21 protein-coding genes are annotated in these 19865 nt (G+C 67.1%); 14 read left to right on the top strand and 7 right to left on the bottom strand.

Annotation, left to right across the window (positions count from 1 at the left end):
- Positions 1 to 169: 169 nt before the first annotated feature.
- Entirely contained in the window at positions 170 to 1375 is a 1206-nt protein-coding gene (gene manA / locus NQ036_RS09555) for a mannose-6-phosphate isomerase, class I (protein WP_257048704.1), read from the top strand.
- 29 nt (positions 1376 to 1404) lie between these two features.
- On the opposite strand, the gene NQ036_RS09560 is transcribed toward manA, so the two are convergent.
- Genes NQ036_RS09560 through NQ036_RS09570 form a run of 3 tightly spaced genes read right to left on the bottom strand, consistent with a single transcriptional unit; the run spans position 1405 to position 3578 of the window.
- On the bottom strand, positions 1405 to 2082 hold the full coding sequence (locus NQ036_RS09560) for a CoA transferase subunit B (protein ID WP_257048703.1): 678 nt from the start codon (positions 2080 to 2082) through the stop codon (positions 1405 to 1407).
- Position 2083: 1 nt separating this feature from the next.
- A complete protein-coding gene (locus tag NQ036_RS09565; protein ID WP_257048702.1) occupies positions 2084 to 2854 on the bottom strand; it encodes a CoA transferase subunit A in 771 nt (256 codons plus the stop codon).
- A 40-nt stretch (positions 2855 to 2894) separates the two neighbouring features.
- On the bottom strand, positions 2895 to 3578 hold the full coding sequence (locus NQ036_RS09570; protein ID WP_257048701.1) for a hypothetical protein: 684 nt from the start codon (positions 3576 to 3578) through the stop codon (positions 2895 to 2897).
- Between the two features lie 268 nt (positions 3579 to 3846).
- On the opposite strand from NQ036_RS09570, the gene NQ036_RS09575 reads away from it, so the two are divergent.
- Positions 3847 to 4329: a WhiB family transcriptional regulator gene (locus NQ036_RS09575; RefSeq protein ID WP_373456763.1), complete on the top strand. Its 483-nt coding sequence runs from the start codon at positions 3847 to 3849 to the stop codon at positions 4327 to 4329.
- A 22-nt stretch (positions 4330 to 4351) separates the two neighbouring features.
- On the opposite strand, the gene NQ036_RS09580 is transcribed toward NQ036_RS09575, so the two are convergent.
- Positions 4352 to 4738: a hypothetical protein gene (locus NQ036_RS09580; RefSeq protein WP_257048699.1), complete on the bottom strand. Its 387-nt coding sequence runs from the start codon at positions 4736 to 4738 to the stop codon at positions 4352 to 4354.
- A 34-nt stretch (positions 4739 to 4772) separates the two neighbouring features.
- Between NQ036_RS09580 and NQ036_RS09585 the strand changes: the two genes are divergently transcribed.
- The 8 genes from NQ036_RS09585 to secA all read left to right on the top strand — a co-directional run bounded on the left by NQ036_RS09585 (position 4773) and on the right by secA (position 15198).
- The gene (locus NQ036_RS09585; RefSeq protein WP_257048697.1) at positions 4773 to 5114 is read left to right on the top strand and encodes a DUF3499 domain-containing protein; all 342 of its coding nucleotides are present in this window, start codon (positions 4773 to 4775) and stop codon (positions 5112 to 5114) included.
- Positions 5111 to 6538, top strand: coding sequence for a phosphomannomutase/phosphoglucomutase (manB, locus tag NQ036_RS09590; RefSeq protein ID WP_257048696.1), 1428 nt, complete (start codon positions 5111 to 5113; stop codon positions 6536 to 6538). Before NQ036_RS09585 ends, manB begins: the two co-directional genes overlap by 4 nt.
- 73 nt (positions 6539 to 6611) lie before the next feature.
- Positions 6612 to 7292 (top strand): MtrAB system response regulator MtrA, encoded by a 681-nt coding sequence (gene mtrA / locus NQ036_RS09595; RefSeq protein WP_257048695.1) that lies wholly within the window; start codon positions 6612 to 6614, stop codon positions 7290 to 7292.
- Complete coding sequence (gene mtrB, locus NQ036_RS09600; protein ID WP_257048693.1) at positions 7289 to 9043, top strand: MtrAB system histidine kinase MtrB; 1755 nt, start codon at positions 7289 to 7291, stop codon at positions 9041 to 9043. The genes mtrA and mtrB overlap by 4 nt, the downstream gene beginning before the upstream one ends.
- Positions 9040 to 10755 carry an LpqB family beta-propeller domain-containing protein gene (locus tag NQ036_RS09605; protein ID WP_257048692.1) on the top strand — a complete coding sequence of 572 codons (1716 nt, stop codon included), beginning with the start codon at positions 9040 to 9042 and terminating at the stop codon, positions 10753 to 10755. Before mtrB ends, NQ036_RS09605 begins: the two co-directional genes overlap by 4 nt.
- A 105-nt stretch (positions 10756 to 10860) precedes the next feature.
- Complete coding sequence (locus NQ036_RS09610; RefSeq protein ID WP_257058511.1) at positions 10861 to 11577, top strand: ComF family protein; 717 nt, start codon at positions 10861 to 10863, stop codon at positions 11575 to 11577.
- 91 nt (positions 11578 to 11668) lie between these two features.
- Positions 11669 to 12319 carry a ribosome hibernation-promoting factor, HPF/YfiA family gene (gene hpf / locus NQ036_RS09615; protein ID WP_257048690.1) on the top strand — a complete coding sequence of 217 codons (651 nt, stop codon included), beginning with the start codon at positions 11669 to 11671 and terminating at the stop codon, positions 12317 to 12319.
- Between the two features lie 188 nt (positions 12320 to 12507).
- Positions 12508 to 15198, top strand: a complete 2691-nt coding sequence (gene secA, locus NQ036_RS09620) for a preprotein translocase subunit SecA (protein WP_257048689.1) — start codon at positions 12508 to 12510, stop codon at positions 15196 to 15198.
- 13 nt (positions 15199 to 15211) lie between these two features.
- Here secA and NQ036_RS09625 read toward each other — a convergent pair whose 3' ends face one another.
- Together NQ036_RS09625 and NQ036_RS09630 are read right to left on the bottom strand one after the other, a co-directional pair.
- Positions 15212 to 15670, bottom strand: a complete 459-nt coding sequence (locus tag NQ036_RS09625) for an Rv3235 family protein (RefSeq protein WP_257048688.1) — start codon at positions 15668 to 15670, stop codon at positions 15212 to 15214.
- On the bottom strand, positions 15667 to 16455 hold the full coding sequence (locus tag NQ036_RS09630) for a LysM peptidoglycan-binding domain-containing protein (protein WP_257048687.1): 789 nt from the start codon (positions 16453 to 16455) through the stop codon (positions 15667 to 15669). Before NQ036_RS09630 ends, NQ036_RS09625 begins: the two co-directional genes overlap by 4 nt.
- A 122-nt stretch (positions 16456 to 16577) precedes the next feature.
- Here NQ036_RS09630 and NQ036_RS09635 point away from each other — a divergent pair, with 122 nt between their 5' ends.
- Positions 16578 to 17093, top strand: a complete 516-nt coding sequence (locus tag NQ036_RS09635) for a hypothetical protein (protein WP_257048686.1) — start codon at positions 16578 to 16580, stop codon at positions 17091 to 17093.
- A gap of 2 nt (positions 17094 to 17095) precedes the next feature.
- Here NQ036_RS09635 and NQ036_RS09640 read toward each other — a convergent pair whose 3' ends face one another.
- Complete coding sequence (locus NQ036_RS09640) at positions 17096 to 17317, bottom strand: helix-turn-helix domain-containing protein (protein WP_257048685.1); 222 nt, start codon at positions 17315 to 17317, stop codon at positions 17096 to 17098.
- A 180-nt stretch (positions 17318 to 17497) separates the two neighbouring features.
- Between NQ036_RS09640 and NQ036_RS09645 the strand changes: the two genes are divergently transcribed.
- Genes NQ036_RS09645 through NQ036_RS09655 form a run of 3 tightly spaced genes read left to right on the top strand, consistent with a single transcriptional unit; the run spans position 17498 to position 19832 of the window.
- The gene (locus tag NQ036_RS09645) at positions 17498 to 18082 is read left to right on the top strand and encodes an SAF domain-containing protein (protein ID WP_257048684.1); all 585 of its coding nucleotides are present in this window, start codon (positions 17498 to 17500) and stop codon (positions 18080 to 18082) included.
- On the top strand, positions 18079 to 19314 hold the full coding sequence (locus NQ036_RS09650; RefSeq protein WP_257048682.1) for a hypothetical protein: 1236 nt from the start codon (positions 18079 to 18081) through the stop codon (positions 19312 to 19314). Before NQ036_RS09645 ends, NQ036_RS09650 begins: the two co-directional genes overlap by 4 nt.
- Before the next feature lie 23 nt (positions 19315 to 19337).
- Positions 19338 to 19832: a hypothetical protein gene (locus tag NQ036_RS09655; protein WP_257048681.1), complete on the top strand. Its 495-nt coding sequence runs from the start codon at positions 19338 to 19340 to the stop codon at positions 19830 to 19832.
- Positions 19833 to 19865 lie beyond the last annotated feature (33 nt).

A 19865-nucleotide genomic window follows, 5' to 3' on the forward strand; every position in this document is an offset into this window, starting at 1 on the left:
CAGATCCTGCGGGGCGCACCGATTCGGGTGCGCCCCGCTTGTGCATTCACCCGCGCGCAATCTGGAGTTCTCCGGTCCCCGCAGGCTTTTGACATGGTGTTCACCCGGCGTTCAGGGCCGGCGGGTTAGGCTGTACGAAGTAAGCCGTCCGCGATTTCAAAGGGGATCCATGCACCTCCTTCAGGGAGCCGTTCGCACCTACGAGTGGGGTGACGTCCGGGCGATTCCGGAGCTGCTGGGCAGACCGGTGACGGGCGAGCCCGTTGCGGAGTACTGGCTGGGCACCCACCCCCTTGCACCGACCAGGTGCCCGATACCGGTCGGCGCGAGCGCCTCCCCGGCCCCCGACACTCTGGCGGTTGCGCTCGACCTGGCAGGTGACGATCTGCTCGGTTCGGCACATCTGGAGCGCTTCGGCACGCGACTTCCGTTCCTCCTCAAACTCTTGGCGGCCAACCGGGCCCTGTCGATCCAGGTCCATCCCGATGCCGCGACCGCCCGCGCCGGGTTCGACCGGGAGAATGCCGCCGGGATCGACCTGGACGATCCACGGCGGACGTTCAAGGACCCGTGGCACAAACCCGAAATGGTCACGGCGCTTTCCGAGTTCGAGGTCCTGTGCGGCTTCGCGGACCCGGCCCTGACGGCCCCCGTGTTGCACGGTGCGGCCGGTGCCGCGGCCGAACTCGGGCGCCCGGAGGCCTCCGGCCTGCTGCGCGAATGGGCCGGGGCCCTCGACTCCGGTGCCACGGCCGAGGCCGGGCTGGCCGCTGCGCTGCGGCTGTTGTTCTCCCGTCAGGACGAGTTCGGGGCCCTGGGATCCCTGCTGCCCGAATTACTCGAGGTGGCCGGCAATCGGGATGCGGCCTCGCTCACCGATCGCCTGGCCGTGGATTATCCGGGAGACGTGGGCGTGTGCCTGGCCCTGCTGCTCAACCATCTGCGACTGGCTCCGGGAGAGTCCCTGGCGCTGGAGGCGGGGGTGCCACACGCCTATGTACACGGATTGGCCGTGGAGATCATGGCGTCCTCGGACAATGTGGTCCGTGGCGGCCTGACCTCCAAACACGTCGATCCCCGGCTGTTGTGCGAACTGGTCGACTATCGGCCCGGGCCGCCGCCGGTGGTGCCAGCCGGCGTGGACGGCCCGGCCGTGGCGGACTTCGCCCTGCACCGGTTCGCCGGCGGGACGGAGCTGATCGCGGGTCCTGCCATCGTGTTGTGCACCAAAGGCGCCGCGGAGCTCCGGGCCACCGCGCAGGAACTGCCCGTGCTGCAGGGGCAGGCCGCGTTCATCGGCCATGCCGAGGGCCCGGTCACGGTGACGGGGTCGGGGGAGCTGTTCATCGCCACGTCCGGCCCCTCCGGCGCCTGAGCCATTCCCCGGGGCAGGGTGACCGGGGCTCAGGCCGCGGCGGTCAGGACGCCCTGCGGGGTTCGGGGGAGTTCGGTGGGCACTGTCAGATCCGCTTCGGTCGCCCGACGGATCTCGTCGACCGTGACGCCGGGGGCCGCCTCGACAAGGGTGAAGCCCGTGCTGTCCACATCGAAGACCCCCAGATCGGTGATGATGCGCGAGACCACCCGTTGCCCGGTCAACGGCAGTGAGCAGGCGGACTTGAGCTTCGGCGATCCGTCCTTGGCCACGTGCTCCATGATGACGATGACGCGCCGGGCCCCGTGGACCAGGTCCATCGCCCCGCCCATGCCCTTGACCATCTTGCCTGGGATCATCCAATTGGCGATATCGCCATTGGCGGCGACCTGCATGGCGCCCAGCACGGCCACGTCGATCTTGCCGCCGCGGATCATGCCGAAGCTCGTCGCCGAATCGAAATAGGACCCGCCGGGGTTCATCGTGACGATCTCCTTGCCCGCGTTGATCAGGTCGGGATCGACCTCGTCGGCGCGGGGGTACCGGCCCACTCCCAGCAGCCCGTTCTCGCTCTGCAGGACGACGTCGACGCCTTCCGGCAGGTAATTCGGCACCAGGGTGGGCAGGCCGATGCCCAGGTTGACATAGGATCCGTCGGCCAGTTCCAGTGCGGCGCGCGCGGCCATCTGTGTGCGTGTCAGTGCCATCTCAGTCCTTCGTCAGCGTCATGTTCTCGATCGGTTTATCGGCCACCTGTGCAGGTGTCAGGGGCACCACGCGGGTGACGTAGACGCCGGGCAGATCGACATCATCGGGATCGATCATGCCCGGTTCGACCAGCTGTTCGACCTCGGCGATCGTGATCCTGCCCGCCTGGGCCGCCGGCGGGTTGAAGTTCCTGGCAGAGGCGTGGAAGACCAGGTTGCCGTGCCGGTCGCCCTTGGCCGCGCGGACCAGCGCGAAGTCAACCGGCAGCGACTCCTCGAGCACATAGGTCTGTTCGGCACCGAAGGTGGAGAACGTGTGCGTCTCCTTCGGCGCGGAGGCGATGACGACCTCGCCGTGGGAATCGTAGCGCTGTGGGATGCCGCCGGTGGCCACCTGGGTGCCGGCGCCGGTGATCGTGTAGAACGCCGGGATCCCGGCGCCCGCGGCGCGCAGCTTCTCCGCCAGAGTGCCCTGCGGGGTGAGTTCCACGGTGAGTTCACCGGCCAGGTACTGCCGCGCGAACTCCTTGTTGACTCCCACATAGGAGGCGATCATCTTGCTGATCTGGTGGGTTTCGAGCAGCAGGCCCAGTCCCCGTCCGTCGACCCCTGCGTTATTGGAGACGGCGGTCAGGTCCTGCGCGCCCTGGTCCCGGATCGCGCGGATGAGGTATTCCGGGACGCCGACTACGCCGAACCCGCCGACGGCCAGGCTGGCCCCGTCGAAGACGTCCGCCACTGCTGCTGCGGGTGTTGAAACAACTTTGTCCATGTTCGCCATTCTGTCATGCGGCGTCGACCGCACATGTCGGTCAGTGTGCCGTGCGTGCCGAACCCAGGCCGATCACTCCGGTCCCCAGCCGGCCGAGCAGGGCGAGCAGTTCGGCGTCGGTGCCGGGAACGTCGAGGACATCACCGGTGTCAGCCTCCGGGTCCAACGGTGCGGTCCGGGCGCCGGTCAGGGTGAGCTCGTGGACGGTGCCGCCGACGGGCGCCCAGGACAGGGTGCGCAGCGGCGGCAGGACGGCCGTATCGGGGTGGGCGCGCATGGCGCTGACCGCGTCGGTGAAACCATCGGGGACCTCGACGTCGAGGGCCAGGGGCGCTGTGGGGTAGACGAGCACCTCGTCTGCTGCGGCGGTTGCCGGTGTGTCCGCGCAGGCCTCCTCGGCCAGTGCCAGGTGGGCCGGATAACCGTCCAGGGCGGCGGGCTGCGCGAGCGGGCCGGTGAAGATCACCGGCGCGCCGATCGCCCAGGCGGCCAGTGAGAAGCTCAGGGAGCGCCAGTGCCAGGTACCGTCCGTGACAACGAGGAGTGGCACCCGGGGCCCACAGCCGAAGTCGCGGAGTAGGCCGGTGGCCTTGTACACCCAGTTGGCGATCACCGCTCCGGTGGGTTCCAGCATGGCGCCGTCGGCTCCGTGCCAGGACACTGCGGGTCCGCTGTGGCCCGCGATGCGGCCGATCAGCTGTGCAAAGTCGGTTGGGACCGTCATGCTCGCTCCTATTCGCTTGAATGTCACTGCATTCCTAAAATGGTCTGGGAACTCCCAGCAAATGGCATATATAGTGCTGACTCATTCGTTGAACACAATATGTTGTGGTCACACCGAGTTTTGAATCAAAGGTGTGTTCTATTACCCCACGTGTCGGTGAATAAAATAGCAAAGTGCAGCTTGACTCATGGGTAATGACACACGTGTAATTCTAGGCAGGGGAATACATGAGTGCCCGCAACGAGCCACCTGGGGAAAGGGGAAGCACGTGAGCACGGAGGACAATGTGCAGCGCAATCACGAGCTCGACTACGACCTGCTCGGATCGATCACCGGGCCCACCGTCGAGGACAGGATCGCAGGCGACTGGTCTGCGGATCCGGTCACCGAGCCTGCGCGCCGGTCCGACCCGCTGCAGATCGACCCGGTCGAACTGGTGCCGCTGCAGGCTGGTCCCGATGCGTCCGTGGTCAGTGTGCCCAACCCTCTGCAAAGGCTGCTGAGTGAAGAGCTGCGCGGGCCGGGGTGGCAGGAGCTGGCGCTGTGCGCCCAGACCGACCCCGAGGCGTTCTTTCCGGAAAAGGGCGGTTCGACGCGCGAGGCCAAGAAGGTCTGCGGTTCCTGCGAGGTCCGCATGGAGTGCCTCGAGTTCGCGTTGGAGAACGACGAGCGCTTCGGAATCTGGGGCGGTCTATCGGAGCGCGAACGTCGGGCGCTGAAGAAACAGGGCGGGATCGACAGCCTGCGCTGACGGGCTTCAGCGGCCGCGGGTCTCAACGGCCCAGGAGTTCCTCGGCTGAGAAGGAGCACAGCCCGGCCGCCTCCTGCGCCAGGGCGAACAACAGTGCCTCCCTGAGTTCGAGCGGGTCCGCGGCGGCCAGCGCCGGGGCACGATAGATGACGATCGTGTGTCCGCCCTCGGCCCGGGCGTTGAAGGTCGCGGCCAGCCGTGGTTCGGCGGCGGTGGGGTCGGGTAGGAAATCGACGGCCAGCACCACGCGGTCGAGCTGCCCGGCTGCGCGTGCGCGCAGTTCGTCGAACAGACTGCCGGCCATCCGTGCGAAATGCGCGGCGCGGCTGCGTTTGGCGGGCACGGGGGCCGCGAAGAGCTCGGTGCGCAGGCCGCGGCCGTGCCTGTCGCGCGGATGGGATCGGGACACAGGCCGATTGTAGGCGATGTACTAGACTTCCGGTGTGCCCGGAGTAAGAACCTGTTCGAAGACCAATTGTTCCCGCGCGGCCTCGCGCACGCTGACCTATGTCCACGCGGACGCCTGTGTGGTGATAGGCCCGCTATCGGTCAGAGCGGAACCGGGCGCCCATGATCTGTGCCAGTACCACGCCGATCGGCTCACCGCCCCTCGCGGCTGGGAGCTGATCCGGCTCGACGGCGGGGCCGAGGTCCCCGAGCGCAGCCGTGATGATCTGCTGGCCATCGCCGATGCCGTGCGCGAGGCGGCGGCACCCAGGCCCCAACCACCGGTCCCGCCGCGTACTGGTAGGCCCCGCCTGCGTCTGATCGGAGGGGACGAATGAGCATTCGGAGCGATCGCGCTGCGCGTCTGGAGCGCAGTCTGAAGGCCAATGACATCCGCGGCCGGGTCGGCCTCGACCTCGACGCGGATCTCCTGGTGGCCCTGGGCATGGCCACGGCGCAGGTGATGCGCGAACTGCACGGGGCGGGCTCCGTGGTCATCGGCAGCGATATGCGAGTCGACTCCCCGAACTACGCCGGTCTGCTGGCTGCCGGTGTCGTGGCCGCCGGCAGCCGGCCGGTATACGTCGGGATGTGTTCGACCGACCAGCTGTACTACGCGTCCGGGGCCTGGGAAGTACCCGGACTGATGGTGACGGCCAGCCACAATCCGCAGGACTACAACGGGGTGAAGTTCTGTGGACCCGGCGCCGCCGGAATGTCGGCGGCCTCGGGCCTCGACCGAATCGCCGCCGCCGCATTCGCAGCAGTGGTCCCCGCGGACCCACGTCCGCTGGACCCCGATCCTTCCTCCGCCACCGCCCTTGCCACGGGTTATGCGCAGCGGATCCGGGGCCTGACGGGTCTGGGCACGGGCCGGCGGCTGCGGATCGTGGCCGACTGTGGAAACGGCATGGCCGGCAAACTTCTGCCGGAGGTCTTCGGCGCGGCAGCAGGGCTCCCCGAGCTCGAACACGAAGTGATCGGGCTGTTCACGGAACTCGACGGCACCTTCCCCAACCATCCGGCCAACCCGCTGGAACCGGAGAACCTGGCCTGGGCGCAGCGCGGTGTGGTCGAACGGCGAGCGGACATCGGCCTGGCCTTCGACGGGGACGCCGATCGGTGCTTCTTCATCGATGAGACGGGCAGGGCGACCTCGGCCTCGGCGATCGGAGCGCTGGTGGCGACCAGGGAGATCGCCCGCGTCCGCGGCCTGGGTGAGGAACACCCGGCGGTGCTGCACAATCTGCTGACCTCCCGGTCGGTGGCGCGGGCCATCGAGGCCGCCGGCGGTCGAGCGGTCCGTACCCCGGTGGGCCACTCCGGCATCAAGCAGACGATGCGCAGGGAGAACGGCATCTTCGCCTGCGAACACTCGGCCCATTTCTACTTCCGCGACTTCTTCAGTGCCGACTCCGGGATGTTGGCCGCCGCCCACATCATCGCAGCGCTCGAACGCACGGAGAAGACCCTGAGCGAACTGCTCGCCGAATTCGCCCCGGCGGAACTCTCCGGGGAGCACAATTCCCGGGTGGCACAACCCGACGCCGTTCTGGACAACTTCGCCGCGGCCGCCGCGGCCGGGGACTTCGGTCGCGGCGACCTGGACCGCATGGACGGGGTGACGCTGCAGGGCGAGGACTTCTGGATCAATGTGCGCAAATCCAACACTGAGCCGCTGGTCAGATTCAACTGCGAGACCCCCAGCGTCGAACGCACACAGGACCTCACACAGCGGGTCCTCGAGCTGATCCGGGCCTGATTGCGGCCCCGGCCCGCATGGTCCCTGGCGGGTCGGAGTGCGCGGCGGGCGCGGGATGTTGGACAATAAGGGTATGAATGACCGGATTCTCGTGATCGACGACGACACCGCCCTGGCGGAAATGATCGGCATCGTGTTGCAGAGTGAGGGTTTCGAACCCTCTTTCTGGGCCTCGGGCGATGGCGCCCTCGATGCCTTTCACAGGAACCAGCCCGACCTCATCCTGCTCGACCTGATGTTACCGGGCAAGGACGGGCTTGAGGTGTGTCGGGAGATCAGGGCGGAATCCGGTGTCCCCATCATCATGTTGACTGCCAAATCGGATACCGTCGATGTTGTCGCAGGGCTCGAATCGGGCGCCGACGACTACGTCGCGAAACCCTTCAAGCCCAAGGAACTGGTGGCCAGGGTCCGTGCCCGGCTGCGGATGAGCGAGCCGGCTGCGCCCGAGGTCCTACACGTCGCCGACGTGATGATCGACGTGCCGGGGCACAACGTCACGCGCGCGGGCAAGCCCGTTTCGCTGACCCCGCTGGAATTCGATCTGCTGGTGGCCCTGGCGCGCAAGCCCTGGCAGGTGTTCTCCCGTGAACAACTGCTCGAAGAGGTTTGGGGTTACCGCCATGCGGCGGACACCCGCCTGGTCAACGTCCACGTGCAGCGCCTGCGGGCCAAGATCGAACGTGATCCGGAGAAGCCGGATATCGTCGTCACGGTGCGCGGTGTGGGCTACAAGGCCGGTCATTCCGCGTGAGCCGGGCCCACGACGGTGGCGCCGGGCGGGGTGGTCTGCGCGAAACGCGCCAAAGGCTGGTCCGCTCCTATAAGCGCATCGCCGGGGTGTTCGCCAGATCCCTGCAGCTGCGCATCGTCGTGTTGACCAGCGTGTTGACGATCATCGCGATCTTCGGCGTTGGGACGTACATGTCCAAGCAGATCGCGCGCGGACTCTACGAGGCGAAGCTCAGCTCGGCCTCCGCGCAGACCGTCGGCTACGGTCAGGAACTGGGGGCCCTGTCGGGCATCGACGATACGGATCAGTTGCTCGACAGTCTCAACACCCAGCTGCGCTCGATGGTCTCGCGCTCGCCGATGGCACTGCGCTCGATCAATCTGGAACCCGTGGGCAGGCGCGATGACGGCGTCGAATCGATCTCCACCTCGCCCTATGGCGAGGAGCCGGTGCGCACGGCCGATCTGCCGGGGGACTTCCGCAGCAGAGTGTACGATTCGACCGACGGCCAGCAGCTCTACCAGCCGATCGCGCTGCCAGGCGCCGAACGCTCGCCCGGCCTGGTCATCGCGCAGAAGGTGATGATTCCCGCCGCCGGCCAGTTCGAACTCTACGTGGTGGCCGACCTGCAGGACGAGCAGAACACCCTGGAGTTCGTCCAGCGCGCTCTGCTGGTAGCGGCCCTGGTCCTGGTGGTCCTGGTCGGCGCCATCTCCTGGGTCGTCACCCGGATGGTCGTCACACCGGTACGGCAGGGCGCGGATGTGGCCCGCCGGATCGCCGACGGCGACCTCGACCAGCGTATGCCGGTGATCGGCCATGATGAGATCTCTACCCTGGCCCAGAGCTTCAACGATATGGCCGAATCGCTGCAGGACCAGATCCTGCGCATGGAACAATTGACGACCCTGCAACAGCAGTTCGTCTCCGACGTCTCTCATGAGCTGCGCACCCCGTTGACCACGATCCGGATCGCCGCGGACATGATCTACGACGATCGCGACACCTTCGACGAGGCGACCCGACGCTCGGCCGAGCTGCTCGAAAGCCAGGTCGCCCGCTTCGAGGACCTCCTGGCCGATCTGTTGGAGATCTCGCGCTACGATGCCGGCGCCGCCGCTCTGAACACGACTTCGGCGGATCTGACCGATGTGGTCCGCGGCGTCGTCGAATCGGTAGGGGTGCTGGCAGCGCGCAGTGGTTCGCAGCTGGGCCTGCGCGCGCCCAGCCAACCGGTGATGGCCCAGATCGACCGGATCCGTGTCACCCGGGTCGTGCGCAACCTGGTCGTCAACGCCATCGAACACGGGGAGGGCAATCCGATCGAGGTCTATGTCGGATCCAATGCGGAGGCGGTGGCCGTGAGCGTCCGCGACCACGGCGTGGGCCTCAACGACGAACAGGTCCAGCACGTGTTCGACCGGTTCTGGCGCGCCGATCCATCGCGCAAACGCACCCTGGGCGGCTCCGGGCTGGGCCTGGCGATTTCACTGGAGGACGCGCACCTGCACAACGGCTGGCTCCAGGCCTGGGGCAGAGTCGGGGAGGGGTCCTGCTTCCGGTTGACCGTGCCCCGTAGGCAGGGGGAGGACATCGTGTCCTCGCCGTTGCCGCTGCCCCCTGCCGACGCCCTCATCAGCGGTGCGGCACTCGTTGCGGGACCTGCCACCAGCGATGGGTCGGTGCGCGTGCAGACCGGCAGCATCCCCATCGTCGTCGAACTCGATCAGGCCCCGGGCACCCCGCCCGCGGCGGAAGGAGACCGGTCATGAGTGCTACCCGGGCAGGGCGCACGCGGGTGCCCGCAGCGCTTGCCGGCGCTCTGTGCCTACTCCTGCTGCTCACGGGTTGTATTTCGATTCCGCGCTCGGGTCCGATCGGGCAGATCGACGTTGATTCCAGCGAACCGGGTCAGGTCAGAATCGATCCCGACGGCCCCGTGACAGGGGCCAGCCAGGACCAGATCGTGCGTGGATTCCTGGCCGCCGGCACCGGTTCGGCCTCGAACTTCGCCGTGGCCAGGTCTTTCCTGACCGACGATCTGGCGGCTTCCTGGGAACCCCTGGAGTCCGTCTGGGTCCTCAAATCGGGCCACAGCCTCGACTCCATCAACTCCGAGGTGACCAGCGATTCGCAGACCGTCAGTCTGACCCTGCCGGTGCAGGCCCATATCGATTCGACACGGGTCTACCGGGAAGCCGCCGCCGACTCGGAGCGCACGGTGAAGTTCACCCTGCGGCAGGTCAATGGGGAATGGCGGATCTCCAAAATGCCGGCGGGCATCGTGGTGACTCCGGCGAACTTCTCCAGCATGTTCCAGGCCCATTCCCTGTATTACTACACCCCCGACTTCAAATATGCGGTACCCGACACCCGCTGGTACCTGCGCAGTGGCTCGGCCGGCCGGGAACTGGTGGCCGATCTATTGGCGGGTCCCGCCGACTATCTCAAGGGCGCCGTCGTGCCCGCCGTGGGCTCGGGGCGCGGCAAGCTGGGAGTGGGATCCCTGAGCGTCTCCGACGGAGACGCCGCGGTCGAACTGTCCGGGGACCCTCAGTTGAGCGCGCGCGATGCCGAGCGCCTGGCCAAGACCGTGGCGCTGTCATTGCAGTCGATGCCCTCGGTGCGCGATGTGACGGTGACGGGTGCGGGGATGCCCGAGGACGTGGATACCGCGAATCTGCCCAACACCGAGGTCGAGGTACCCGGCAGGCCCGTCGTCCTGCAGGACGGACGGTTGGTGGAACTGGGCGGGGACCGGACCTCGTCTCTGCCTCTGCCCGCACCGAAGAAGGGCGCTGGGAATCCGGCCAGGGACTACACCGGCCGGGTCTTCGCATACCTGGCCGCGGGAGAGCGCGAACTTCATCGGATGACCGTGGGGGGCCGGAAGGACACAGTGGTCGTCAGGGGAAGCTCACTGGCGGCCCCCAGCTTCGATCGATTCGGTTGGCTCTACACGGCCGAGTCGGACACGGGCCGGCTCAAGGTGGTCGGGCCCGACGGGGAGATGAAGACGCTCAAGGCCGGTTTCCTGTCCAAGCGGACCGTGACGGCGGTGCGGGTCTCGCGGGACGGGTCCAGGTTGGTCGTCCTATCGACCGGCTCGAAGGCGGACAGCCGCCTGGACTATATCGGCATCGTCCGTGATTCGGATCAGGCTCCGCGGGAGTTGTCCGGGGACGCGCCGTTGTCGGCGGGCGAGTCGTTCTCCGACCTGCGCGATGTGTCCTGGGCCGGTACCGACACGCTTGTGGCATTGGCCGCACTGGAGTCCGGTGGGGATCTGCAGCCCTACACCCTGTCGTCCTCCGGAATGTTCGCCGCACGTGGCTCGGTGTCCGAGGGCACTTCGATCAGTGCGGGCACGGACCTGCGCTCGATGCGCATCGGCACCAGAGCCGGCGACGTGTACAGCTATCAGGGGGGCGCCTGGCAGAAGCTCGTCGGCATCAAGTCCTATGAGCCGGCGTTCCCCGGCTGAGCCTGCCCGCGGGACTGCTGCACAGGCGCTCCACAGCCGGGTGACCGCCGGTCACAGCCGGGCCAGGGGCTTGTGGGTGCGTCCTGGGCCGATCATGCTGGTCGGGTGGGACTGTGGAGCGAATTGGCCGAACTCCTCCTGCCGCCGACCTGTGCGGGCTGCGGGGCGGAGACCGTGAGCCTGTGCGGGGTGTGTCTGAGCCATCTGGATAGCCCGCCCCGCTGGAGCCTGCCCCGCTATGGGACACAGCGTGTCTGTGGGGCGGGAGAATACACGGGAGTGCTGCGTGAGGTCCTGGTGTCGTACAAGGCCCGTGACAGGCGCGATGTCCTTCCCGTGCTGGGCCTCGTACTGGCGCGCACGATCGTGGCGGCGCTGGCGGAGTCAGCAGGCGTCGAGCCGGCGCGCGGCCTGGTGCTGGTGCCGGTCCCGGCAAGTGCCAGGAGCGCGCGCGAACGCGGGGGCAACCACGTTGCGGCCTTGGCCGGGGCGGCCTGCCGTCTGCTGGGTGCGGACGGGCTGGACGCCCGGGTGGGCGAGCTGCTGCGGGTCAGAGGCGCCCACCGCGATCAAGTGGGCCAGGGCAGCAGGGGCCGGCGGGCGAATGTCCGCGGCACACACGCAGTGGCCGATCCGGCCGCTGCCAGACGGCTCGTCGCGCTGCGGCCGGTCGTCGTCCTCGTCGACGATATCTGTACGACCGGAGCGACCCTGGCCGAAGCGGCCCGCGCGCTCGGGCGTGTGCAAATCCAGGTTGATTCCATTGCGGTTTTGGCAATTACCGGCGATGCCGCACACCGGGATACCGCGGCTGGTATGTAATGGAGACACCCCGAACGGAACGGATCGCGGATCATCCCGATGCCGCCCAAGGCGGGGTCGCCAATCCCTCAGGGATCAAAGGAGAAACAGCATGGACATCGTGGTCAAGGGTCGTCACCTGAACGTCTCGGACAGTTTCCGGGCTCATGTCGAGGACAAGGTATCCAAGGTAGAACAGCTCGCCCCGCGCGCTCTGCGGGTCGAAGTGGTTCTCACCCACGACGGCAATGTGAAGCATCCGGAGACCTCGGAACGTGTCGAGATCACCGTCGTTGCCAAGGGCCCGGTGCTGCGCGCCGAGGCCTGCGCCTCCGATAAGTACGCAGCCCTCGACCTGGCCTGGGCGAAACTGCTCGAGCGCCTGCGCCGGGCCCGCGACCGCCAGAAGGTCTCGCGCCAGGGCAAGCACAGGGCGGAATCCACAGCGGAGGCACTGAGCCGGCTGGAGGTCAAAGAACCCCTGCTCGACCAGAGGGACGACACCGGCCTCGACGAGGCGACCGTCGACCAGACGGGTGGCCGGGTGCCGGCAGAGGGCCAATCGCCCGTGGTGCTGCGCGAGAAGACCTTCCCCGCCGCCCCGATCGCGATCGACGAGGCCCTCAACCGAATGGAGATGGTCGGTCACGACTTCTACCTCTTCATCGACGTGCACACGCAGAAGCCATCGGTCGTCTATCGGCGGCGCGGCTGGAGTTATGGTGTGATCGCCCTCGACGAATCGCTGGTCGCAGCCGACTGATCCGGGTTCCGGAAATCGGAATCGCCACGGCGCCCCGCCTCCTGAACAGGAGGCGGGGCGCCTGCGTGTGTGCGGCCAAGCGGTGGGCGAGTGAGGCAACACTCAGGTGCGACGCGTTAGAGTAGTGCCTTGGAGAACCGGCGGAGCCGGGATGGACAGAAGACCTGAGTGATGTAACAAGGAGAACCGTGGCCAATATCCTCGAAAAGGTGCTTCGCATGGGCGAAGGACGCACGCTGAAGAAGCTGCGCAACTATGCCGATGCGATCAACGCCCTGTCAAACGAATTCGAGGGCATGACGGATGCGGAACTGCGCGAGGAGACCGATCGGTTCCGCGAGAGGATCGCGGATGGGGAGTCCCTGGACTCGTTGCTGCCGGAGGCCTTCGCCGCGGTCCGCGAGGCCTCGGCGCGCACTGTTGGAATGCGTCACTTCGACGTTCAGCTGATGGGCGGGGCCGCCCTGCACCTGGGCAATATCGCCGAGATGAAGACCGGTGAGGGCAAGACCCTGGTCGCCACTGCCCCGGCCTATCTCAACGCCCTGGCCGGCAAGGGCGTGCACATCGTCACGGTCAACGACTTCCTGGCCGGCTACCAGTCGGAGATCATGGGTCGTGTCTTCCGCTTCCTGGGCATGACCACCGGCTGCATCCTGTCCTCGATGAGCCCGGACCAGCGGCGCAAGCAGTACGCCGCGGACATCACCTACGGCACGAACAACGAATTCGGCTTCGACTACCTGCGTGACAATATGGCCTGGTCGCCCGAGGAGATGGTTCAGCGCGGGCACAATTTCGCCATCGTCGACGAGGTCGACTCGATCCTCATCGACGAGGCCAGGACTCCCTTGATCATCTCGGGTCCCGCAGACGGCGATGCCAACCGCTGGTACGGAGAGTTCGCGAATGTGGTCAAGCGGCTCAAGGACGAACGCGACTACGAAGTCGACGAGAAGAAGCGCACGGTCGGTGTGCTGGAACCGGGGATCGAACGCGTCGAGAACTACCTGGGCATCGCCAATCTGTACGATCCGGAGAACACCGCGCTGATCGGCTTCCTGAACAACGCGATCCGGGCCAAGGAGCTGTTCAAGCGCGATAAGGACTATGTCGTGCTCGACGGAGAGGTGCTCATCGTCGATGAGCACACAGGCCGCATCCTCAAGGGCCGACGGTACAACGAGGGCCTGCACCAGGCGATCGAGGCCAAGGAGGGCGTCGAGGTCCAGGCGGAGAACCAGACCCTGGCGACCGTTACCCTGCAGAATTACTTCCGCCTCTACGGCAAGCTCTCCGGCATGACCGGCACGGCGGAGACCGAGGCCGCCGAGTTCATGTCCACCTACAAGCTGGGTGTGGTGCCGATCCCCACGAACAAGCCGATGCGGCGCATCGACCAGGCGGATTTCGTGTACAAGAACGAAGTGGCGAAATTCGACGCGGTCGTCGAGGACATCGCCGAACGCCACGAATCCGGTCAGCCGGTTCTGGTGGGTACGACCAGCGTGGAGAAGAGCGAGTACCTATCCCAGCAGCTGGCCAAGCGGGGCATTGCGCACGAGGTTCTCAATGCGAAGAACCATGCGCGCGAGGCCGCAATCGTGGCACTCGCCGGCCGTGCGGGCGCGGTGACCGTTGCGACGAACATGGCCGGCCGTGGTACCGACATCATGCTCGGAGGCAACGCGGAATTCATCGCGGTGGCCGAAATGCAGTCGCGCGGCCTGGATCCGCAGGAGGATTCCGAGCGCTACGAGGAGGTCTGGCCGGAGGTCCTGGCCGCTGCAGAGGCAACCGTCGAGACCGAGGCCGAGGACGTCCGTGCGGCGGGCGGCCTGTACGTTCTGGGCACCGAGCGCCATGAGTCGCGTCGTATCGACAATCAGCTGCGCGGCCGCTCCGGGCGTCAGGGCGACCCCGGCGAATCCCGGTTCTACCTGTCGCTGACCGACGATCTGATGCGGCTGTTCGGTTCCGGCGCGGCCGAACGCATCCTGGCGACCGCCAATGTTCCCGATGATGTGCCCCTGGAATCGAAGATGGTCTCCCGCGCCATCCTCTCAGCGCAGTCCCAGATCGAACAGCGCAACGCCGAGCAGCGCAAGAACGTCCTGAAGTACGATGACGTGCTCAACCGCCAGCGCGAACTCATCTACGCCGAACGCCGCAAGGTGCTCGACGGTGAGGATATGAAGGACCAGGTTGCGGCCTTCCGTACGGAGGTCATCGAGTCGTACATCACCGCGGCGACCCACGGACCGGCCGAGTCCTGGCAGATCGACGAACTGTTCACCGCGCTGTCGGATCTCTACGATCCCAGTATCGATGAAAACGACCTGATCGCCGATGTCGGTTCCAAGGCGAATCTGAGCCGGGACAAGCTGGTCAAGGAGATCGGGTCGGACGCCGACCTGGCGTACGACAAACGTGAGGCTGCCCTGGGCGACGGAGCGATGCGCGAACTGGAGCGCCGTGTCATGCTGTCGGTGATCGACAAGCGCTGGCGGGACCACCTCTACGAAATGGACTACCTGAAGAATGGCATCGGTCTACGTGCCATGGCCCAGCGCGACCCCCTGGTCGAATACCAGCGCGAGGGCTTCGAGATGTTCACCGCGATGCAGGACGGCATCAAGGAGGACGTCGTGCGGATGACCAACAAGCTGGAGGTCACGGTGACCGTGGACCCGGGTGAGGATCTGGACGACCCCAGTGACGACACCTATGAGGTGGGTGCGGCCGAGCTCGAGCGCAAGCAGCAGCCGCTGCTGCTCTCGGGGCCCGATGGTGATGCGGTCGAGTCCTCCGAAGACGATGAGACGCAGCAGGCTCCGCAGAACAGGGCGGAACGCCGGGCCGCCAAGAAGCGCAAGTAGCGCACCCGCGTCCTCACAGGCCGGAGAAGGCAGTGGCGATCCAGCGGTCGGCGATCAGCTCCAGCCGTAGGGCGAGTGCGCGATGACGGCGGGAGGTCGCGACCACCAGCGCGGCCTCGGCCACGGTCTGTGAGAGTCTACAGATCCGGGGGACTCCGGCTCCGAGGACCCGGGTGGCGGGTCCACCGGATCCCACTAGGCGTTCGCGCAGCGCCGCTTGCCGGCACAGTCGGGCGAACAGTTCGGGGTCGACCCAGCGGGCGATGGTGGCAGGCCGGCGTAGTCCACAGGAGACCTCGAGGGCGGCGATCGCCAGTGATCGGGCGGTACGGGCCACGAGTTCGGAGTCGATCGGGGCACGCGGTTCCGCCGGCTGGGCCACCGGTGGTGGAGCCGGGCGACGGCGGGACGGTGCCGGCCGGGGGCCGCGCAGGCGGGGCAGGTCCTGGACTCCGTCGAGCTGGATGGTCATGGCATCTCCAATCGAAGACCGGGCATGATGAGGTTGGGGTTGGAGCCGATAAGGCTCTTATTGTGGCTGTAGATGTGATCGACCTGCTTCGCTAGCCGAGCCGTCGTGGGGTGTTCGGTTCCTTGGGCGCTCAGCTGCGCGCGTGCTATCGACCAGAGGTTGTCCCCGCGGACGACGGTGACGATTGCATGCTGGGAGGTCCGTTCCGGGGCGGCCGGGGAGCTCTGCGGCGCGTCGGGGAGAGGGCCCTGAGCATTCTTCGGCCGGTCCCGCGGCGGAATAGGTGACTCTGCAGTCGACTCTGCGCGCGGCGGTGACGACGAGCCGGTGGCGGTGTTCTCCGGCCGTTGTGGCGCCGCCGTGGTTGGCCAGCCCGGATCGGTCCGGGAGGTGGGCCAGCCGGGCGAGCCGGCACTGGGCACGGGCGAGTCGGGTTCCGTCTGCATCGCGGCCTGAGCCGGCAGGGCTGCCGCACCGAGTCCCGTCCCCAGCGCGCCGGCGAGGGCGACGCGGGCGATTCTGGGACTCAGGGTGCAGGCGGCCCTGCGCAGCGTCGGCGCACCGGGCAGGTGCAGGACGTCGGTCAGCCGGGCCAGGCCGGCTAGGCACAGGGCCAGCTGGATGGTGAGGACGTAGAGGCAGCCCAGGCCGGAGAGGACGAGCACGAGGCCTGCGGCGATATCGCCGGACCGCAACTCGTCTATCAGCCCGGGCGCAAGGTTAAACAGAATCGCCTGTGGAACGAGCGGAAGCAGAACGATCGAGCATGTCAGCAGTCGTCGCATGGCTACTCCTAGCAAGGGGTTTTCAATTGCCATAACTATTGCAAACAGCATCAAACAGTGTCAATAGATTTTTTGGAAGTCATGTGCTTGTCATCACACGTTCGGTATAGCAAGATGAACACATGGACGAGTTGAACCGCTTCGAGCGCGTTTTCGCGGATCTCGAGGCCCGTATCGACGCTGAAGAGCGTTCCGACCGTCTGGCCCAGGTGCCGGACCTGATGCACGAGTCGTATGCGGATCATGGTCTGGTCGAGCGAGTGGCCGGACTGCTGGGCACCCGGATCGAAGTCACCGTGCAGGGCCATGTGTTCACAGGCTCACTCGTCGATCAGGGGGAGGGGTGGCTGGCGCTGGAGACGCCCGCACGCCTGCTCGTCGCGCTGCGCGCGGTGCAGCTGTTGCGGGTGCCGGTCCGGGGTCGGGTACCGGCGGATCTGTTGAGTGCGTTGTCCCTTGCCTCACCGTTGCGGGAATTGAGCCGACGCCGTGTTCCGGTGCGCATCGCCCTGGTCGGCGGACTGGTGGTCGAGGGGAGGATCGCTGCGGTGGGCGGGGACTATATGCAACTGCGGGCAGCGGATCACCATCAGGTGATCCCGCTGCCCGCAGTTGATTTCGTCCAGGAACTGCTGTGAGCCTACAGGTCCGCTGCCCCCGATTCGATTGCGGAGCGGGTCTCCCGGTACATCCGCTGGATGTAGTCCTCGAGCTCCGTCTTCTCCACCCGCCACTGTCCGCGGCCGCCGACTTTGATGGCCCGCAGTTCTCCGGATCGGACCAGTGCCCTGGCCTGGGCGGCGGAGACGTTGAGTACCTCCGCGACATCGGTCAGCGGCAGGAAGCGTGTTTCAACCACCATGGGGGACCCCTCCATTCACTAGGATACGCGCAACTCGCAATGAAAGTTCCTTTGCCGACTGACATTATCGAATAACGCTGTTTGTTACATTTAACCACTATCCACAGTAAGATGAAAGGAAAGATCGTGGCTTCCCATGGAACTCCCCGTTTTTCTCGACCCCGACTCCGCGATCCCCGTGTGCTGATTGGCGTGGTCCTGGTCCTGGCCAGCGTGCTGGGCACCTGGTTCATCGTCAGACAGGCGGCGCAGACGACGCGGGTCTGGGCCGCCGCACACGTTCTGGTCCCCGGCGCTGTGCTCGCCGAAGGCGATCTGACCGCTACAGAGGTCAGCCTGCCGGGCAACGCCGGGGCCTATCTGTCGGCGCACGATGCCGCACCCATCGGCTCCACGGTCCTGAGATCGGTGGGAGCGGGCGAGCTGGTTCCCGCGGGCCAGCTCGGCTCACAGGAGCAGTTGCAGGGCCGGCTGTTGAGCCTCGACCTGTCCGAAAGTCTGCCGCAGGCGGTGACGGCCGGCAGCAGAGTGGACATCTGGGCAGCCGATTCCGATGCGGAGACGGTCGAGCCGAAGGAGATTCTCTCCGGCATCGACGTGGTCAACGCAGACCATTCGGCCGGTGGCTTCGCGCAGGCCTCCGGTGCCAGGCTGGAGGTTTTCGTGCCCACGGACAAACTATCCCAGATCCTGGCCGCCCAGGCGTCCGGCCACCGGATCTCTGCGGTCTCGGTGCCGGCCGCCACCACAGAGGCGATGCCATGATCGGGCTCATCGTCGCCCTCGATGCCGAGTTCGAGGCGGGGGTCGTCGCACGCCTGGGCGAGGTGCCCGATCTGACCGTCATCGCTCGTCCCGCAGATGAGGCCGAGCTCCTGGCCCTGGCAGCGGCCGGCGAGGGCCAAGTCGTGCTGTTGGGACGTTATTTCCCCGGTCTCGACGCCGATGTCGTGCGCGGGCTCAAACACACGGGGGTGCACATCCTGGCCATGGGTCAGGAGGCCGATTTCCGGGGGTGGGACCTGCCGGTGGCCGGGCTCGACCTGCCCGTCGCAGACCTGGCGGCGCGGATCCGTTCGAGCGCCGCCAGCGTGGTGGCTCCGCCGCGGCCGGCGCAAAAGCCGGCCGAGGCGCGGCGCACGGGTACGATCATCGCGGTCTGGGGTACTGCCGGGGCGCCGGGGCGGTCGACCGTGGCCGCCGCTCTGGCGCAGCGCCTGTCCTTGGTCGGGGAGACAGTGCTGTGCGATGCGGACACGGTGGCGGCCAGCCAGGCGGTCCTGTTCGGGGTGCTCGACGAGGCTCCGCAGATCGCGGCACTGTGCCGGTTGATGCGCTCCGGGCGACCAGCTCCCGAGGCCGTCTCCGCCCAGCTGAGCAGTGTGGCCCCCGGGCTGCGCCTGATCACCGGGATGAGCCGGGCGGACAGATGGCAGGAGGTCGGACCGGGCGTGCTGGGAGAAGTACTCGAGGAACTGCGCGCGCACGCCGCGGTGACCGTCGTGGACGTCTCCGACCGGCTCGACGGGGAGGAGTTCGACCCGCACTCCGACCGCCACGGTGCCACCCGGGCGGTGTTGGCCGCGGCCGACCACGTCCTCGTGCTCGGCAATGCCGACCCGCTGGGGCTGCTCCGGCTGGTCAATCTCGTCACCTCCGATGACTTCGCACAGCTGACGGACAGGGCGACCATCGTGGTCAACAAGGTCAGGGAGTCCGCCGTCGGCCCCGATCCGCAGTCCGTCGTATCCGCAACCCTGAGTCGGTTCGTCGGTGTTCGACAATACTGCTTCCTCCCTGCCGCGGGGGAGGACCTGGACCGGGCGCTGCTGGCCGGGCGCAGCATCGGCGAAGCGGCGCCGCACAGCGCATTCGTCGAGGCGATCGACGCGCTGCTGACCGAAATGCCCGGCCTGCCGCGCCCGGCCACCCGGCGGCGCAGCCTGCGGGGTGTGCGAAAGGGCAGGGGCCGACGGCGCCGCGTAGCACGTTTGTGACATCCCTCTGACACAATGGGGGCATGCCCGTGACCGAAGCGATTCGCTGCTATCTTCCCACCACGCTCGGCGCCCTCGCAGCCGCCTGGGAAACCCTGCCCACCACATCCGTGACGGTCTTCGCGCCGGCGGACACCGGCCTGCGCGGCGAGGCGCGGGAGGAGGCGGAATGGACCGCCTTCGAGGTCGCGGCGGCCCAGGCCGTGGATCCGGCACTGACCACCGGAGAGCCGCGGGTGATCCTCGCCCTGGACGCGGGCGTGCGGCCGGCGGACCGGCCCCTGGGTGTCTATCCCGGCGTCGTGACGTACGCCCTGCCCGGAATCGAATCCGCGCGGATCGTCTCGGCCCATATGGACGAGGCCGCGACCATCGACGCGGTGGCCGGCCAGGACGCTCAAACGGCGGCTCAGACGTTGTTGTCCGCGGATCTGCTGTGGTATGACGCCGCGGAGATCCCCCTGCTCATCGACTCATCGTCCCAGGGGCCCGCCGCGGCCTGCGCGGGGATAGAGTGAGAGGACATCAACGACGATGAACAATCCGATCCA

The sequence above is a fragment of the Brevibacterium sp. 91QC2O2 genome, from assembly GCF_024580695.1.
Taxonomy (GTDB): domain Bacteria; phylum Actinomycetota; class Actinomycetes; order Actinomycetales; family Brevibacteriaceae; genus Brevibacterium; species Brevibacterium moorei.

Excerpts from the sequence above, each read along its gene's own strand:
- NQ036_RS09560 (WP_257048703.1), bottom strand. The coding sequence starts at position 2,082 with ATGGCACTGACACGCACACAGATGGCCGCGCGCGCCGCACTGGAACTG.
- NQ036_RS09565 (WP_257048702.1), bottom strand. The coding sequence starts at position 2,854 with ATGGACAAAGTTGTTTCAACACCCGCAGCAGCAGTGGCGGACGTCTTC.
- NQ036_RS09570 (WP_257048701.1), bottom strand. The coding sequence starts at position 3,578 with ATGACGGTCCCAACCGACTTTGCACAGCTGATCGGCCGCATCGCGGGC.
- NQ036_RS09605 (WP_257048692.1), top strand. The coding sequence starts at position 9,040 with ATGAGTGCTACCCGGGCAGGGCGCACGCGGGTGCCCGCAGCGCTTGCC.
- NQ036_RS09650 (WP_257048682.1), top strand. The coding sequence starts at position 18,079 with ATGATCGGGCTCATCGTCGCCCTCGATGCCGAGTTCGAGGCGGGGGTC.
- NQ036_RS09625 (WP_257048688.1), bottom strand. The coding sequence starts at position 15,670 with ATGACCATCCAGCTCGACGGAGTCCAGGACCTGCCCCGCCTGCGCGGC.
- manB (WP_257048696.1), top strand. The coding sequence starts at position 5,111 with ATGAGCATTCGGAGCGATCGCGCTGCGCGTCTGGAGCGCAGTCTGAAG.
- hpf (WP_257048690.1), top strand. The coding sequence starts at position 11,669 with ATGGACATCGTGGTCAAGGGTCGTCACCTGAACGTCTCGGACAGTTTC.
- NQ036_RS09635 (WP_257048686.1), top strand. The coding sequence starts at position 16,578 with ATGGACGAGTTGAACCGCTTCGAGCGCGTTTTCGCGGATCTCGAGGCC.
- manA (WP_257048704.1), top strand. The coding sequence starts at position 170 with ATGCACCTCCTTCAGGGAGCCGTTCGCACCTACGAGTGGGGTGACGTC.
- NQ036_RS09655 (WP_257048681.1), top strand. The coding sequence starts at position 19,338 with ATGCCCGTGACCGAAGCGATTCGCTGCTATCTTCCCACCACGCTCGGC.
- mtrA (WP_257048695.1), top strand. The coding sequence starts at position 6,612 with ATGAATGACCGGATTCTCGTGATCGACGACGACACCGCCCTGGCGGAA.
- NQ036_RS09640 (WP_257048685.1), bottom strand. The coding sequence starts at position 17,317 with ATGGTGGTTGAAACACGCTTCCTGCCGCTGACCGATGTCGCGGAGGTA.
- NQ036_RS09630 (WP_257048687.1), bottom strand. The coding sequence starts at position 16,455 with ATGCGACGACTGCTGACATGCTCGATCGTTCTGCTTCCGCTCGTTCCA.